Annotated in this window: 19 protein-coding genes; 15 read left to right on the top strand and 4 right to left on the bottom strand. The window is 40.3% G+C overall.

Going from position 1 to position 16,527, the window contains the following annotated elements; translation table 11 throughout:
- The 4 genes from BM380_RS11540 to BM380_RS11525 are packed head-to-tail and all read left to right on the top strand — an operon-like array spanning window position 1 to window position 2,436.
- Window positions 1–771 carry a ParA family protein gene (locus BM380_RS11540; protein WP_008112222.1) on the top strand — a complete coding sequence of 257 codons (771 nt, stop codon included), beginning with the start codon at window positions 1–3 and terminating at the stop codon, window positions 769–771.
- 3 nt (window positions 772–774) lie between these two features.
- Window positions 775–1,497, top strand: a complete 723-nt coding sequence (locus tag BM380_RS11535) for a chemotaxis protein CheW (RefSeq protein WP_008112224.1) — start codon at window positions 775–777, stop codon at window positions 1,495–1,497.
- 21 nt (window positions 1,498–1,518) lie between these two features.
- Complete coding sequence (locus BM380_RS11530) at window positions 1,519–2,016, top strand: chemotaxis protein CheW (RefSeq protein ID WP_090494428.1); 498 nt, start codon at window positions 1,519–1,521, stop codon at window positions 2,014–2,016.
- Window positions 2,017–2,034: 18 nt separating this feature from the next.
- On the top strand, window positions 2,035–2,436 hold the full coding sequence (locus BM380_RS11525) for a DUF2802 domain-containing protein (protein WP_090494424.1): 402 nt from the start codon (window positions 2,035–2,037) through the stop codon (window positions 2,434–2,436).
- Window positions 2,437–2,463: 27 nt separating this feature from the next.
- Here the strand turns inward: BM380_RS11525 and BM380_RS11520 are convergent, their stop codons facing one another.
- Together BM380_RS11520 and BM380_RS11515 are read right to left on the bottom strand one after the other, a co-directional pair.
- Entirely contained in the window at window positions 2,464–2,772 is a 309-nt protein-coding gene (locus tag BM380_RS11520) for an EscU/YscU/HrcU family type III secretion system export apparatus switch protein (protein WP_010387940.1), read from the bottom strand.
- Between the two features lie 2 nt (window positions 2,773–2,774).
- A complete protein-coding gene (locus tag BM380_RS11515; protein ID WP_090494422.1) occupies window positions 2,775–4,940 on the bottom strand; it encodes a flagellar hook-length control protein FliK in 2,166 nt (721 codons plus the stop codon).
- Between the two features lie 92 nt (window positions 4,941–5,032).
- Between BM380_RS11515 and ccmA the strand changes: the two genes are divergently transcribed.
- The 10 genes from ccmA to BM380_RS11465 are packed head-to-tail and all read left to right on the top strand — an operon-like array spanning window position 5,033 to window position 12,769.
- Window positions 5,033–5,674 (top strand): cytochrome c biogenesis heme-transporting ATPase CcmA, encoded by a 642-nt coding sequence (ccmA, locus tag BM380_RS11510; RefSeq protein ID WP_231893539.1) that lies wholly within the window; start codon window positions 5,033–5,035, stop codon window positions 5,672–5,674.
- Window positions 5,674–6,360: a heme exporter protein CcmB gene (ccmB, locus tag BM380_RS11505; protein ID WP_090494420.1), complete on the top strand. Its 687-nt coding sequence runs from the start codon at window positions 5,674–5,676 to the stop codon at window positions 6,358–6,360. Before ccmA ends, ccmB begins: the two co-directional genes overlap by 1 nt.
- Window position 6,361: 1 nt before the next feature.
- Window positions 6,362–7,099: a heme ABC transporter permease gene (locus BM380_RS11500; protein ID WP_029609912.1), complete on the top strand. Its 738-nt coding sequence runs from the start codon at window positions 6,362–6,364 to the stop codon at window positions 7,097–7,099.
- A 2-nt stretch (window positions 7,100–7,101) separates the two neighbouring features.
- Window positions 7,102–7,305, top strand: a complete 204-nt coding sequence (gene ccmD, locus BM380_RS11495; protein WP_008112240.1) for a heme exporter protein CcmD — start codon at window positions 7,102–7,104, stop codon at window positions 7,303–7,305.
- Window positions 7,302–7,781 carry a cytochrome c maturation protein CcmE gene (gene ccmE / locus BM380_RS11490; protein WP_008465420.1) on the top strand — a complete coding sequence of 160 codons (480 nt, stop codon included), beginning with the start codon at window positions 7,302–7,304 and terminating at the stop codon, window positions 7,779–7,781. The genes ccmD and ccmE overlap by 4 nt, the downstream gene beginning before the upstream one ends.
- Window position 7,782: 1 nt before the next feature.
- Window positions 7,783–9,744 (top strand): heme lyase CcmF/NrfE family subunit, encoded by a 1,962-nt coding sequence (locus BM380_RS11485; protein ID WP_036953653.1) that lies wholly within the window; start codon window positions 7,783–7,785, stop codon window positions 9,742–9,744.
- Window positions 9,741–10,313, top strand: a complete 573-nt coding sequence (locus BM380_RS11480) for a DsbE family thiol:disulfide interchange protein (protein ID WP_013465537.1) — start codon at window positions 9,741–9,743, stop codon at window positions 10,311–10,313. The genes BM380_RS11485 and BM380_RS11480 overlap by 4 nt, the downstream gene beginning before the upstream one ends.
- A complete protein-coding gene (locus BM380_RS11475; RefSeq protein ID WP_013465536.1) occupies window positions 10,310–10,771 on the top strand; it encodes a cytochrome c-type biogenesis protein in 462 nt (153 codons plus the stop codon). Before BM380_RS11480 ends, BM380_RS11475 begins: the two co-directional genes overlap by 4 nt.
- On the top strand, window positions 10,772–12,028 hold the full coding sequence (gene ccmI / locus BM380_RS11470) for a c-type cytochrome biogenesis protein CcmI (protein WP_033104089.1): 1,257 nt from the start codon (window positions 10,772–10,774) through the stop codon (window positions 12,026–12,028).
- A gap of 9 nt (window positions 12,029–12,037) precedes the next feature.
- Window positions 12,038–12,769, top strand: a complete 732-nt coding sequence (locus BM380_RS11465; RefSeq protein WP_028834001.1) for an MlaA family lipoprotein — start codon at window positions 12,038–12,040, stop codon at window positions 12,767–12,769.
- 64 nt (window positions 12,770–12,833) lie between these two features.
- Here the strand turns inward: BM380_RS11465 and BM380_RS11460 are convergent, their stop codons facing one another.
- The gene (locus BM380_RS11460; RefSeq protein ID WP_090494418.1) at window positions 12,834–14,057 is read right to left on the bottom strand and encodes an EAL and HDOD domain-containing protein; all 1,224 of its coding nucleotides are present in this window, start codon (window positions 14,055–14,057) and stop codon (window positions 12,834–12,836) included.
- Between the two features lie 344 nt (window positions 14,058–14,401).
- Between BM380_RS11460 and putP the strand changes: the two genes are divergently transcribed.
- Complete coding sequence (putP, locus tag BM380_RS11455; RefSeq protein ID WP_008113313.1) at window positions 14,402–15,913, top strand: sodium/proline symporter PutP; 1,512 nt, start codon at window positions 14,402–14,404, stop codon at window positions 15,911–15,913.
- Between the two features lie 211 nt (window positions 15,914–16,124).
- Here the strand turns inward: putP and BM380_RS11450 are convergent, their stop codons facing one another.
- The gene (locus BM380_RS11450; RefSeq protein ID WP_013465532.1) at window positions 16,125–16,424 is read right to left on the bottom strand and encodes a YebG family protein; all 300 of its coding nucleotides are present in this window, start codon (window positions 16,422–16,424) and stop codon (window positions 16,125–16,127) included.
- Window positions 16,425–16,527 lie beyond the last annotated feature (103 nt).

Below are 16,527 nucleotides of genomic sequence, written 5' to 3'. Positions count from 1 at the left end.
GTGAAAGTTTGGACAGTAGCCAATCAAAAAGGGGGAGTAGGCAAAACCACTACAGCGGTTAGCCTTGCAGGGATCCTTGCGCTTCAAGGCAAGCGCGTGTTATTGATTGATACAGATCCTCATGCTTCACTAACCTATTACTTTGGTATTGATTCAGAAGATTTAGAGGTCAGTGTTTACGATATTTTTACTCGCGGCTCGAGTATGAAAAGTGAAGAAATACTGCAAGCATTATGCCCCTCAACAATTGAAAACCTTGATATTTTACCTGCAACTATGGCGATCGCGACACTTGACCGTAGCATGGGTAATAAAACGGGAATGGGCCTGATTTTAAAAAAAACACTGGCTAAAATTAGCGAGTATTACGATTATGCAATTTTAGATTGCCCACCTGTTTTAGGTGTGCTGATGGTCAATGCGCTTGCCGCCTGTGAAAGAGTGTTAGTGCCGGTGCAAACTGAGTTCTTGGCGCTTAAAGGGCTCGATAGAATGATGCGTACTATGGAGTTAATGCAAACCTCTCAAGCGAAAAGCTATGAATATACTATAATTCCAACTATGTATGATAAACGAACCAAAGCATCGCTTGAGGCCTATAAAACATTACAAGAAACGTATAAAGAAAAAGTATGGCCAGGCGTTATTCCTGTTGATACTAAATTTAGAGATGCAAGTTTAGCGCAAAAAGTACCGGTAGATTTTTGCCCAAATGCGCGTGGAGTCTATGCTTATAAAGCATTACTTAAATATTTAATAAAACAAGGTTAATAAATGAGTAAGCAATTATTTGCTAATGAAAAAGTAGTCACTCAGTACTTAGGGGCGTTATTATCTGATGACGAACCAACAAAAGACCTTGAGCCTGTTGCTAAACTGCTTGAGCAGGTAACGTATGAAGAGCAAAAAGAACAACCAGTAATAGTTGAGCCTGTTGTTGAAGTTGAAAAGCTTAATAAGCAAGTATCGAATGTAGAAATTGACACCCACCAAGAGCAACACGTCGTGCCTGAGCAAGAGGTGGTTGTAGGTGGTGAAGCTGACTACTTTGATGGTGAGTTTCAAGCGCTGTTTTTTGAAGTGGCAGGGCTTACTTTAGCGGTGCCGCTAAAAGCCTTAGGTGGCATTCATGAGCTTGGAGAAGTAAATCATTTATTTGGCAAGCCTAAGTGGTTTAAAGGGGTTATGATCAACCGAGAAGAAAAACTCAATGTTGTTGATACCGCTCGCTGGGTTATGCCTGAAAAGTACGATGAGCAGTTAGAGGCATCTTTAAATTATCAATATCTCATCACTTTAGGTGATAGCCAATGGGGTTTATTAGCAGAAAAACTAATAAATAACATTACATTGAGTAAAGAAGATGTAAAATGGCGTACAAATAACAGTAAGCGCCCATGGCTTGCTGGAGTAATTAAAGAAAAAATGTGTGCTTTAATAGATGTTAATAATTTAAACGCACTATTAGAGAAAGGCTTAGATAGCCGTCACAAGTAATGACCATTACGAGGTAAGAGCATGAGTGAAGATAAATTACTGTCAGCTAACAAAAATGCAGATAATAATGATGAGATTTTGCAGTGGGTTACGTTCAAGCTAGAAGATGAAACTTATGGCGTAAATGTAATGCAAGTGCAAGAAATACTGCGTTACACCGAGATTGCTCCTGTACCAGGTGCGCCTTCGTATGTGATTGGTATTATTAACTTACGTGGTAATGTTGTTACCGTTATTGATACTCGCTCTCGTTTTGGTTTACCTGATATTGAAGCGACGGATAATTCACGTATTTTAATTATTGAAGCAGAAGAGCAAGTGATTGGCATTTTAGCCGATAGCGTTTCTGAGGTTGTTTACCTACGTAGCTCTGAAATTGACAGTGCGCCAAATGTAGGTACAGAGGAAAGTGCTAAATTTATTCAAGGTGTATGTAACCGCGACAATGAGTTACTTATTCTGGTTGATTTAAATAAACTACTTAGTGATGACGAATGGGATGAGTTAAGCGATATATAAGCTTCTCTACATAAAACTATGTTATTACTTGGTATTGCTATTGCGGGTTTAGTTTTTGGACTATTCTCGCTGATTTTAATTGTGATGTTCAAAAAGCGCTATGCGAGTGAGCTTGGCGCGCAATTACAACAGTTTAAAGATTCATCAGAGCAGATTAATATTTTACGTAGCGAAGTGTCAGAGTTGCGAACCGGTTTACTGAGTATTGGTAAGCGTGTGCTTGAGGTAGAACAACAAAACCAAGAGCTGATACAGCAACAAGCAGCTCAAAAATACGATGACCCCGATGCTAAAATATACTCTCGTGCAGTAAAAATGGTTGAGTTAGGTGCTGATTTAGATGAGGTTATTCGCGAATGTGAATTACCCCGCGCCGAGGCTGAACTGTTGTTTTCATTACACAAACAAAAAGGCGCTTAGCGCCTTTTTTGCTTTTATAACACTGCGTTATGCTTTTATATTTAGCTTTCCCTGAAAGTCTTGCCAACCAGGCGGAAACTTTCCTCTAACCACGTATGAAAACGCAATGAGCTCAGCAATAACAAAGTACAACTCTTTGGGGATCTCTTCTGCGAGGTCTAGTTTCGATAGTGTATTTGCAAGTGCTTCATCTTGATGGATTAAAATTCCTTTTTCTTTGGCTAGGGCAATAATTTCATCCGCCAGTTCACCAAACCCTTTAGCACTTACAATGGGTGAATGTCCCGCCTCGTAGAGTAGTCCAATTGCTGAATTGCTTTTTGATGACTCAGTCATGACTAAACCTTAATATTAATAATGGCATGCGATTGGTAAAATGCTTGATGGTTATCATCCGCTCGTTTTAGTTTAAGCTCACCCACTTGTAAGCCTTGTTTTGCCAGTTTTGAGCGTAAATTATCAAGATGTGGATGAGCTAAAGCGCTCACCGCTTGGGTTGAGGCTAACAACTGACAATCTAAAGCTTTATCCATGAGTTCTGCTATTATTCGTAGCTTACCCAGCTCGGCATAATCAAAGTTGAGCCTAACAAACCAGACATTTTTATCCGCTAGTTTACCGCTACTGTGCTTTTTATACTGCCCTAAAGTTATTTCTGTTTGCGCCGCTTCAGCAGGCAGCTTCATCGGTAATAAAAATTGCACCAAGGCGTTTGTGTCAGGTTGTTGACTAATAGCAGGCGTTTGTACTTGGCTTAATGTGTTCTTAATTTGGGTTAATTCACCTGCTAATACTTGTACTTGTGGTTGCTGTAATTGTTCCAACAATTTATTGGCGCTATTACCCACTTTAAACGTCGGTAATAAAACCTGCAGTAAAGCTTCTAAACCCGTTTGATTATTAATACTCACTGCACTTGGATTTTGGTTAATGATAGGCGCGGCTAAAATGCTTAATGAAAGCTGTTCAACACCTCTATTAAACGAGCTCTGTAAAATGTCGCTTTGAAGTTGTGTGGGCTTTATGGTGCTGAGTATTTCGCGCTGTATGGTTGCTGGGTGTAAATTAGTATCTGACAACATGCGATTAAAAGCGTGATTAACTAAACGGTTTAAATCGGTTCCTTGATCAGTCAGTTTGCTTGTAATGGTATTAAGTTGGCTGCTTATTATTTGGTTGGTCGCATCTTTTTTTTCTATTGAGGTGATTGGACTGTGTTTTATAACCGTCGCTAATAAGAGTTTTTCTAAAGGCTGTAAGCTCTGACCAAATGTAACTGCGTTAGTTGGTGGGGATGAAAAAGGACTCACTAAAGGAGATAAAGTGTGTGCTACTAACGGTTGTTGTTGCCACATAGAAACGCTTGATTTTATTTGCTGGGTAAATTGCATTAGGGGCGGCGCTAAATTTGACACGTTTTTTAATTGTGTGATGTCAATTTTTTGCATTGAGGTGAGCCATTTTTGCTGATCATTGCCAGTAAATTCTGGTTTTTGAGATGAGCTTAAGGAAGTCGTAAATGGCTTGCTTTCAAAGTACTTTACCGCATCTAAAATACGTGTTTTAAAATCAGCAAAACTGCTTTTTAACCATGATTGTATGGGACTGTTTATCGTGCTGAGCGGATGCTGTTTACTTGGCGAGGGATCAATTAGGCCTTGCGACTGTTGCAAAGAGAGCATCTCATTAAACGGTTTACTAAATGAGTTTTTAAGGCTCACAGTCATAGTGTGATAAGCGGTTTTGATCAGTAATTTATCTGCTTGGTGAGTAATGTTTACCTTAGTCGGGATGGTAGGTAGTTCACTTAATTGTCGATGACTTAGGTTAATAGTTAATGAGTCTTTAAAACAGTTTGGGCTTAATACCGCAAACTTAGGCATAGCATGAAGCTGAGCAGGGCTTAAATTACTGGCAAGCAACTGTGTTAGTTTGGCTTGGTTTATTGGCTGTGAATGCACTATATCAGCAAAACGGTTAATAATATTAAGTCGTGTACCTTTGCTATCCGTTTCAATCATCCCCTTTATTAAAGGCTCATCTGCGAGTAATTGTGCAACGTGTTTATTAATAGCAATACTGGCATTAAATTTTTCAATGACCAACTTTGGTGTGGGTTGTAATACCACCTGAAGTGATAGTGGGCTGTTTTGAATATCACTTTGGGTGTTTATAAAATTTAAAAATCGTTGCAACTGAGCCGGTTGTTTAATTGTTAACGTTGTATTGTTAGGGATGATGGTTAAGCTTTTACCATCTGCACTTAACTGTATGTTAGCGCTTGCTATTTTTTCAACGTTTGTGAATGTCTCAGTTGTCCCAAGGCGAATCGTTTGCCAATGCTTATTCATAAACACATCAAGCGTGACTGAATCTTTAGAAAACTGAATATTTTTTGCCGCCAGCACTTCAGGTGGCAGTGTTGCTAACGCAGCCTTACCTGAATCAGTTGTTTGATTACTAACCTGTGGGTTAGACAATGTGATGTGCGTTGGTGTATTCATTATTTTATATCAAGTTTTCTTTATTTTAAGTAAATCGATTCTAAAGCAATATTCGTATTACCCTATCATTATGGTAGACTTACGGCTAATTTTTGGCAGAGAGAATCGTCATCTTGTTACACATTAAGTCCGTTACTTGTATCAAGCAAGAGCGTTGTTTGTTTGATGAACTTAATTTTAGCCTTAAAAGCGGTCAAATCATGCAGTTAGCCGGCCCTAATGGGGCTGGTAAAACATCATTATTGCGCATTATTGCTGGTTTTTCGCTGCCGGATGAAGGTGATATTTTATACCTAAATCAATCTATCAAAAAATATTATGACGAATATGCCAGAGACTTATTATTTATAGGCCATAAAACCGGTGTTAACGTACAACTTAGTGCACTTGAAAATGTAGCACATTGGTTGGCTATTAATGGTTATGTTGATACTCCTGACTTATACCCTTTATTAAGTAAGTTAGGTTTAGTGGGGCTGGAAGATGTGCCTGTAAGAATGTTATCTGCGGGTCAACAGCGGCGGGTGGCACTCGTTCGATTATGGTTATCTGAAGCGAAGTTATGGATTTTAGATGAACCTTTCACGGCGCTAGATAAAAGCGGGGTTGCCTTTTTACAGCAACGTTTTACTGAGCACTTATCAAAGGGGGGCGCTATTTTGTTAACAACACACCAAGATTTAACCACCCACTTTAGTGACTTACAAACGTTGACTTTGGAGTACCGCCACTAATGATACGACAGCATTCATATTGGCAGTTATTTGTCGCGGTATTTAGCAAAGACGTTAAGCTCGCTTTTCGTCAGCGCGCTGAAATAGTTAATCCTATCTTGTTTTTTTTAATTGTTATCTCACTGTTTCCATTAGCCATAGGGCCTGAGCCAGGCTTGTTATCAAGAATGGCACCGGGCATTATTTGGGTGGCGGCTTTATTATCGACCATGCTTGGCCTTGATAAACTGTTTAGAGATGATTACCACGACGGCTCTTTGGAGCAGCTCATTGCTTCGTCATACCCCTTATCATTAACGGTGCTGGGCAAAGTAGCCGCACACTGGGTGATCACCGGCCTCCCGTTAGTGCTAATGACTCCTTTATTTGCTTTACTACTAAATTTAGATACGACGGCCCTAATGGCTACGTTATTAACGCTATTATTGGGTACGCCTTTATTAAGCTTCATAGGCGCAATAGGGGCGGGCTTGACTGTGGGATTACAAAAAGGCGGCATTTTAATGAGTCTGCTCGTTTTGCCTTTGTATATTCCGGTTTTAATTTTTGCAACTTCCGCTATTGATACCAGCACTATGTCGCTGGATTACAGTGGTCAGCTTGCAATCCTTGGTGCGATGTTAGTCGTTGCGACTATCAGTGCGCCAATTGCCATATCATCAGCATTAAAAGTGAGTGTAAGTTAATATGTGGAAGTGGTTACATCCGTATGCGAAAGCAGAGCGAGCATATCAATTATGCAATACTCTACTGCCATATTTTGCAGTAGTAACGGTTATTAGTATGATTGTCGGTTGGGTATGGGGATTAGGTTTTGCTCCTGCCGATTACCAACAAAAAGACAGTTACCGTATTATTTTTATTCACGTGCCCTCCGCTATTTTATCTATGGGCGCCTATTCATCAATGGCGATTGCTGCCATTGTTGCGTTGGTATGGCAATTACGCAATGCAGAGCTTGCGGTGATTGCAATAGCACCCGTAGGTGCCTGCATGACCGCAATAGCCTTAATCACCGGTGCTGCGTGGGGTAAACCTATGTGGGGTGCTTGGTGGGTATGGGATGCACGACTGACCTCTGAACTCATTTTGTTATTTTTATATCTAGGGGTGTTGTCTTTGTACCATGCCTTTGAAGATAAAAAATCAGCCGGTCGCGCCGCGTCTATTTTAGCTATTGTTGGGGTTATTAACTTGCCTATCATTCACTTTTCGGTGGAATGGTGGAATACCCTGCATCAAGGGGCAAGCATCACTAAGTTTAACCGCGACGCGGTAGATCCAAGTATGTTTTGGCCATTAATGATTAATATTTTAGCCTTTGCCGCGTTTGTTGGTACTGTGACTTTAATTCGTCTTAAAAATGAAATTTTACACCGTGAAAAGCACCGCCCATGGGTGCGACAGTTGTTAACTAAGGGGTAATTATGCAGTTTGACTCGTTTTCAGATTTTATTGCAATGGGAGGCTATGGCTTTTATGTATGGCTTTCTTTTGGTACATGCGCATTAATTTTATTAGGCATTTTATTTAGCTCGTTACGCGACAAAAAACAAATTTTAGCGTCGGTAGAGCAGCAAATTGCGCGTGAAACTCGAATTAAAAATTCTAAGCAGGAGCAAACCTCGTGAACCCTAGACGTAAAAAACGCCTTTTGGTTATTATTGCCGTACTCTTTGGTATTGGTGGATCAATTGGTTTAGTGTTGTACGCCTTACAAGAAAACATTAATTTGTTTTACACCCCCAGTGAATTAATTGATGGTAAAGGCCCGAATAAAGAAAAGCCTCATATAGGACAAAAGCTCCGCATTGGCGGTATGGTTGTCCCTGGTACAGTGCAAAGAAATGAGCAAAGCTTACAGGTAAGCTTTAAGTTGATTGATACTGGCCCATTGGTCACGGTGCGTTATCAAGGAATTTTGCCTGATCTATTTCGTGAAGGGCAAGGAATTGTTGCACAAGGTGTGTTAGTTGAACCTAACGTCATTGAAGCGTTTGAAGTACTGGCTAAACATGATGAAGAATATATGCCAGCCGAGGTTGCCGAGGCAGTAAAAGGAATTAAGCACGAGAAACCAAAATACAATTTAGATAGTGGGAGCTAATATGATCCCAGAACTTGGTTATTTTTCCCTAACATTGGCCATGGTACTGAGTATTCTGTTGTGTATTTTCCCACTTTGGGGTGCACACACAGGAAACCTTCGTTTGATGCGCGCTGCGCCATCACTTGCTATTGGTCAGTTTGCATTTGTTGCTTTGTCTTTTGCTGCGCTTATTTATGCCAGCTTAACCGATGATTTTACCGTATCTTATGTAGCGTATCACTCAAGTAGCACCTTGCCTTGGTATTATAAAATAACCTCAACATGGGGTGGCCATGAAGGCGCTATTTTACTGTGGTTATTAATGCAGGCCGGTTGGACCGCCGTTGTTGCTTTGCGTTCAAAGTCACTGCCTTGGGTACTTCGTGCTCGCGTATTAGGTGTGCTTGGCTTTTTAGGTGTCGGATTTATGATGTACACCTTGCTACTTTCAAGTCCGTTTGAACGTTTACTGCCCTATTTCCCTGTTGAGGGACGCGATTTAAATCCATTATTACAAGACCCGGGGATGATCATTCACCCTCCATTACTTTATATGGGGTATGTCGGTCTTTCTGTTGCTTTTGCCTTTGCTATTGCCGCGTTGTTAACCGGCAAGCTTGATAACACCTGGGCAAAATGGTCACGCCCATGGACAATGACGGCATGGGGCTTTTTAACCTTAGGTATCACCATAGGTAGTTGGTGGGCCTATTCAGAGCTAGGCTGGGGCGGCTGGTGGTTCTGGGATCCTGTTGAAAATGCATCACTCATGCCATGGTTAGTCGCAACCGCGTTACTGCACTCTTTAAGTGTGACTGAAAAACGTGGCGTATTTAAATCATGGACAGTGTTACTGGCTATTGCGGCATTTTCATTAAGTTTACTAGGCACCTTTATCGTTCGCTCAGGAATTATTGTTTCGGTGCATGCCTTTGCAACAGACCCTGATCGTGGCTTATTTATTCTTGGCTTTTTGGCCGTAGTTGTTGGCGGCGGTTTAGCGTTATATGGCTTGCGTGTCTCACAAGTTAAAAGTGAAGGGCGTTATAAATTTGTATCGCGTGAAGTGGCACTTTGGTTAAACAATATTTTCTTAGTGGTTGCTACGTTAATTGTACTGTTAGGTACATTATTACCTATGGTGCACAAGGAAATGGGGCTAGGCAGTATTTCAATTGGCGAACCTTTCTTTAATAAAATGTTTGCTATTTTACTGGTGCCATTTGCTATTTTAATGGGCATTGGACCTTTCCTGCGTTGGAAGCAAAATAAGTGGGCCTTTTTACAAAATAAAATATTTGTAGGCGCATTAGTCAGTATTATCATTACCTGCGCATGGTTATTTAGTAGCTATGAGGTAGTGACTCCATTAACACTTTTAGCAACCACGCTAGGTGTATGGATATTTATTGCCACTTTTATTGATTTATATACCAAAGCAGCTGTTCATGGCTCGCTTAAGCTCGGTATAAAGCGTTTAGGTTTAAGCTATTGGGCAATGGTGCTGGGGCATGTTGGTTTAGCCTTCGTTATAGCGGGCATTACACTCACCTCGGCGTATTCAGTTGAGCGTGATGTATCGATGAAGCAAGGCGATATCGTGCAGCTTAACCAGTATCAATACCGCTTTGAAGGTGTGAAGACTATTCGTGGTGCAAACTACAGTGGTCATGCTGGTGTCGTGACGGTATTAAAAGGGAATGACACTGTAACGCGTTTATATGCAGAAAAGCGTCGTTACGATATTGGTATGCAATTTATGACCGAAGCCGCTATTGATGCCGGATTCACTCGTGATTTATATCTTGCGCTTGGTGAGCAACTAAGTGAAGGGGCATGGTCATTACGCATTTACCATAAGCCGTTTGTACGTTGGATGTGGATTGGCGGTATTCTGATCTCACTCGCTGGTTTTGTGATTTTATTCGATAAGCGCTATCGCGCCTCACCGCGAAAAGATGAAATAGAGGGGGCAGTATGAACCGTAAACTTATCGCAATTGCCCCTTTATTAATTTTTATCTTTATTTGTGTGTTTTTATACCAAGGGTTGTTTGCCAACCCGCGGGAAATACAAACAGGGCGAATTGGTCAAACGGTGCCTGCGTTTAATTTACCTGATTTAATGCAAGACGATAAACGTTGGACTGATGAGCAGCTAAAGGGTGACGTGTATTTACTAAACGTATGGGGCACATGGTGTCCGACGTGTTTAGCTGAGCTTGGCTATTTAACTAAGCTACGCGAGCAAGGGGTTAAAATTATCGGCTTGTATTATGTACAAAGTTACGACGCCGATTTTGATGGCCCATTTGATATGCAAGCGCTGCGTGATGATGTGAGTAATATGCTTTCACGTGCGGGCGACCCTTATCAATTTAATATTTTAGATTTAGAACGTTCATTGTCTTTAGATTTAGGGGTGTCCGGTGCACCAGAGACATTTTTAGTAGATAAAAATGGCACCATTTTGTTACATCACACTGGTGATATAAACCCTCGAGTTTGGCGTGCTAAGTTTGCGCCTATTATGCAGGAGCTGCAGCCATGAGATTGTTTTTATTAACCCTTAGCTTGTTTGTTAGTGTAGCTGCGTTTGCTCAGCAAGACCGTTATCAATTTGATAGCAACGAGCAAGCTGTTCGCTTTGAAGAGCTAACAAAAGAATTACGTTGCCCGAAGTGTCAAAATCAGAATATTGCTGACTCTGATGCCGTTGTCGCAAAAGACTTGCGCGAGCGAGTGCTGGCGTTGGTAAAAGATGGCAAAACCAAAGATGAAGTTATTGATTACATGATTGATCGATATGGCTATTTTGTTCATTACGATCCACCGGTAACACCTGCCACGTTAATACTGTGGGTACTTCCGGTACTCATCGTAATAATTGGGTTTGGCTTTATTGTGATTCGCCAACGTAAAGCGTCGGTAAAACAAACCTGGAGTGACGCTGATGAAGTGATGCTCAATAAGCTGATTAAACAAAATAAACATCAGGAGCAAAGTTAAATGATTTTAATGTGGGCGTCTTTTGCTTTACTCACACTCATTGCATTGCTGTTTATTATTGTGCCTTTTTTAAAAAAAGAGCGCGTAGTAACCATCACTCATAACGCCAATGCACAGCTTATCAGCATTTATGAACAGCGTTTAGTTGAATTACAGGCAGATTTAGATAATCAACGTATAGACTCGCAAAATCACAGCGAAGCTATTATTGAATTAAAACGCCGCTTACTTAATGAATTATCGCCAGAGAAGTCACTAAATAGTCGTGGTGACAATCGTATATTTGCTTTAACAGGGGCAGCGTTTTTAATTGCATTAGCAGGTATTTTTTATGCAATGACAGGCAGCCAGCAACAAATTGCAGCTTGGCATGATGCAATGGATAACTTGGCCGATTATGGTCAGCGCGCCGTAATGCAAAAGGGCGAGCCATTAACTAAAAATGAGTTACAAGCGTTTGCCCTAGCACTGCGTACTAAGTTAAGCCAAAGCGGTGATGATGAAGTGGCTTGGATGTTGTTAGGGCGTGTTGCTTTAATGCTAAATGAATTTGATATGGCGAAACAGTCATTCGATAAAACATTAAAAATAAACCCTGATAATATGCAAGCGCTTGTTAGCTACTCTCAGGTGCTATTACTTGAGGGCAGTGAAGAGAACATGACTCGTGCAGCGGGTATGCTTTCTAAAGTACTGCAAGCTCAACCAAATAACCTTGATGCGATTTCGTTACTTGCACTGATCGCCTTTGAGAGAAAAGACTGGCTACAGGCAAAGGCAGCGTTTGAGGTGCTACTTGCAAGTATGGATGAGTCTGATACGCGCTATGCTATGATCAACCAACGTATTAGCGAAATCGATCTACAAATTGCTCAGCAAAACGTGGCAACCAGTGGCGATCAGTTAGCGGCTCAAAGTATTCAAGTTACCGTTGATATCGATAGCCAACTTGCAGACAAACAGCCCAATAATGGTATTTTGTTTGTGTTTGCTAAAGCGGCTAAGGGATCACCGATGCCTTTAGCCGTGGTCAAACTAACAGACTATAGCTTTCCAATTACGGTTGAGCTGAGCGATGCTAATGCCATGATGGCAGGGCTAAACTTATCGAGTGCGAGTGAAATTATCATTTCTGCGCGTATCTCTAATGATGATTCAGTTATGCCAAGCACTGGGGAGCTTGAAGGGCATTCTCAAGTGCTTGCTTCTAAAGAGGTGCGCCAAGTGCAACTGAACATTGATACATTAATACCTTAAGGATTTGAGATGTTAAAACAAGGCTTACTTTTATTATGTTTACTCACGTTATCGGGTTGTGCTCAAGTGCCTGAGAGTAAATATGATGAGCGCGATCCCATACAAAGTGTAAACAGACCTATTTATGACTTTAATATGGACGTACTTGATGCTTATATTTTAAGGCCTGCGGCAGTGGGTTATATAACAGTAACCCCACAGCCTGTGCGTCGAAGTATTGTGCATTTCACCGATAATATTACAGCACCGGTTGATATTATTAATGCGGGTCTGCAAGGAAAGCCAAGCAGTGCCGGAATTAATTTTGCGCGCTTTTTAGTGAATTCTACGGTGGGAGTGTTTGGCTTATTTGACGTTGCAAGTTCGTTAGGGCTTGAAGTAACTGATGAAGATTTTGGCCAAACCTTAGGTGTGTGGGGAGTAGGCGATGGTGCCTATTTAATGATCCCGGCAATGGGGCCATCAACTGCACGTAACTTAACCGGTGATGTTGTTGATAATGTGGTTTTACCTGAAATTGCACTGACTACACCACAAACAATCTTAGTGTTTGCGTTAAAGGCGGTTGAGGCAAGGGCGTCTTTAATGGCTCAAGAGGGTTTATTAAATGATTCATTAGACCCATACCTGTTTGTTAAAGACATTTACTTTCAGCGTCAGTTATATGAACTCTACGATGGCAATCCGCCAATAAAAGAAGAGCCTGAAGATTTTGACGAAGATTTCTTAGAAAGCCTTTGATAAAAATAAAAACGCCAGCAAATGCTGGCGTTTTATTTTTAGTTATTAATTACTAATGAGCGCTTTAATTATCAATCATTATCTGCATTTGTTCACTAACCCAATTAAGTGCTTCGTGGTAAGCATCAGGCACATCATCACCTAAGTTAAGCTGTTGGGCTTTATCGTTAGCAGCGTGCCAGTTACCCTGCTCATAGAGGGTTACTAAGTTTAAATACTCAGCAAGCAGCCCTTCATTGTTTAACAGTGCCGCTTTTATCTCATTTGAAAGCGGTAGCTTAAGCATTACACTGTCCATCTCTTCATCTAGTATGGCATCCATAAGCGACATCATGCCGGTTAAAAATGCTATTCCTGTATCTCTAAGTTTGCCATGTGAAATTGCTAAAAGCTCACAAAAACGCGCGCGTGTTAGCGACAACCTAATAAGCTCCAGAGGTTTGTCTGCAGAGACTTGTGCGGCAAATAATAAAGAGAGTAGTTTTTTTATTTCAGCCGCGCCCAATACAATAAGCGCTTGTTTTATTGTGTTTATTTCAGAGCGGCGAGCAAATGCTGCCGAGTTTGAGTAGCGTAGCAGCTTATACGATAAGTTAACATCACGCTCAAATACATCGGTGATTTTTTTAAGATCCATTTCTACGCTGGATGTTTCATAGAGTAGCTCAGCCAGTGCCATGCCCGATGGCGGTAATGCCTTGCTTTGCACCATTTCTGGTTTTGAAAAGAAAAAGCCTTGAAAGTATTCAAAACCTAGTTCAAAAGCTTGATTGTAAAGCGCGTAAGTTTCAACCTTTTCAGCAAGTAATTTTATGTGTGGATAAGGTTTTAAATCCTCTATGATCGTTTTAATGTTTTCAATATCACAAGTTAAAAAGTCGACTTTAATAATATCGATAAACGGATAAAAGTGCCGCCATACAGGTTGATGTGCATAGTCATCTAGCGCTAGCGTATACCCTTTTTCTTTTAGGTCTTTAACAATTGCCAATAAGCGTTTACCTGGCTGGACGGTTTCGAGTATTTCAATTACCACCCCATCTTTGTTTAAAAGGGTTGGGTAGCCTTTTAACAAGGTGTCTAAGGTAAAGTTAATATAAGCGGGTTTATTATCAGTTAAATCTTCTAAGCCAAAGTTAAATTGACTGCCTTCAATCAGTCGAGACGTGGCTTCATCGCCGTCAATATTTGGAAATACGTTATCAACTCCATCACGAAATAAAAGCTCATAGCCAATTAGTTCTTTATTGCGATCTAAAATAGGTTGCCGAGCAGCGTAAAAATACATATAAGATTCCGAAAGAGTAGAAATTGATTAACATTGTAATAATATATTGGAAAACATTCAAAATAGCATCGGTAAAATGAATATTATTAATAAAATACTATGGTTGGTTTGGTATTTCTTAATCTAATTTTATTGTTTTTCATTTTATTTGTTGCAAAAGTGAGCTAACCGATGGTTTTTTATCTACTTAAATGAGCGGGTTGGAGTTATTAGCAATTACCGTGTTATAGTTCAGTAGAAAGCTTTTATTCCAATACTGTCTTAATTATAAGATTTCAAGAGTCATTATTTGGATTAAAAGCCTGTTATTACTTATTTAAGTGGAGGCAAATTTGGAAACAGGAATGATTATTTCACTGGCATTATATTTTATTGTAATGCTGGGAATAGGACTATACGCATATAAGCAATCTACCAGCGATATATCAGGGTATATGCTAGGTGGTCGTAATTTAGCCCCCAGTGTTGCTGCCTTATCAGCGGGTGCATCAGACATGAGTGGTTGGTTACTTATGGGCCTACCTGGCGCAATGTACTTGTTTGGGCTTAGCAAGGTTTGGATTGCTATTGGCTTAGTGTTAGGCGCATGGGCAAACTATTTCTTAGTCGCCCCAAGACTGCGTGTTTATACTGAAAAAGCAAATGACTCTATTACCATCCCTGATTATTTTGCAAATCGTTTTGATGATAACAAGAATATCCTTCGTGTGATCTCTGCAATTGTTATTATTGTGTTCTTTACTTTGTATACATCATCAGGCGTTGTCGCCGGTGGTAAGTTATTTGAAAATTCATTTCAGATGAGTTACGAAATGGGTTTATACATCACCACGGGTGTGGTTGTTGTTTACACCTTATTTGGTGGCTTTTTAGCGGTTAGCCTAACAGACTTCGTGCAAGGTTGTATTATGTTTATCTCCTTGCTTGCAGTACCTATCGCTACTTATATGATGCTTGATCAGCCATTTATGGATACTTTAGCAAATGCAAATTACCAGCAGTTGTTAAGTTCACCAAAAGCCAGTGAAATCCATTCATTGAATATGCTTGATTGGTTTGCTGGTGGTTCTACCATTGCTATTATTTCTGCGATGGCTTGGGGCTTAGGCTACTTTGGTCAGCCACATATTATTGTTCGCTTTATGTCTATTCGCTCAGTAAAAGAAATGCCAACTATGCGTCGTATTGGTATGTCTTGGATGACACTATCTGCGATTGGTGCGGTATTTACTGGTTTATTTGGTGCTGCCTTTATGATTGAAAACCAAATGCCTATTGCCGATAAAGAGACCATTTTCTTAGTATTAGCTGAACTTATTTTCCACCCATTAATTGCTGGTTTCCTACTGGCTGCTATTTTAGCTGCGATTATGAGTACGATTTCATCGCAATTATTGGTGTGTTCAAGCTCGCTTACTGAAGACTTCTACAAGATTTACTTAAACCGCGATGCCTCGCAAACTGAGCTGGTGTTAGTAGGGCGTATTAGCGTAATACTGGTTGCGTTATTTGCTATTTACCTAGCGTATGACCGTAATAGTTCAATACTTGATTTAGTTAGCAACGCATGGGCTGGTTTTGGTGCTGCATTTGGTCCACTTGTCTTGTTTAGCCTTTACTGGAAACGTATGAACTTAAAAGGGGCTATTAGCGGTATGGTTGTTGGTGCTTTAACAGTGCTTGTATGGATTTATGCGCCTATTACCATTAATGGTGAGAGCTTAAGCAGTGTAATTTATGAAATCGTCCCAGGTTTCATTTTAGCGAGTATTGCTATTGTGGTAGGAAGCCTTGTGACAGCTGAACCGAAAAAAGAAATTACTGATCTGTTTGATGAAGTTGAATCGTCATTGTAACTGATTAGCTAACGTAAAGTGTTGGTTTTTATAAATGCCAATCAGTTTAACTGGTTGGCATTTTTTTATTGGCTGACCTTTAGAAAAGACCATTCATCTCGTTTAATCACCGATTACTTGCCTTTAGCTATTATTATTTAAAGGCATAAAAAAACTGAATTCGAATACCGAATTCAGTTTTTTAACAATTACTATTGAGCTTTTAAAAGTACTAACTCGCTGCTTTATCTTTTATATCCGCAACGTTATCTGACTTTGTTTTTTTAGCTTTAGTGGGTACTTCTTTACCACCTTTAAGTACGGCCATAAAGTCGTCTTTACTTTTTGCAATCTCCAGCGCGAGCGACTCAACCTGTTGTTCACTTAGTGGCACATCTACTTTTTCAAGCATGAGTTCTAGTGACTCGGCAATATCGAGCATTTTGTCATAGGCATCAGCTTCTTTTTTAGTAGTAAACGTCATGCGCTCGACTCCGTTTCGTTCTACAACATATTTAACAACAACAGCCATGATTTCTCCTGCTTACTTACGTGGCAATATGATTATTTTAAATCATTAGATTACTGTTTTTATATACAGTACAAGCTTGCGCGTGGTTTTGCAAGCTTTAGCC

Source organism: Pseudoalteromonas sp. DSM 26666 (assembly GCF_900116475.1).
Lineage (GTDB): Bacteria > Pseudomonadota > Gammaproteobacteria > Enterobacterales > Alteromonadaceae > Pseudoalteromonas > Pseudoalteromonas tetraodonis.
The sequence above is the reverse complement of the archived record's forward strand: the minus strand, read 5'-3'. Positions and strand labels throughout refer to the sequence as shown.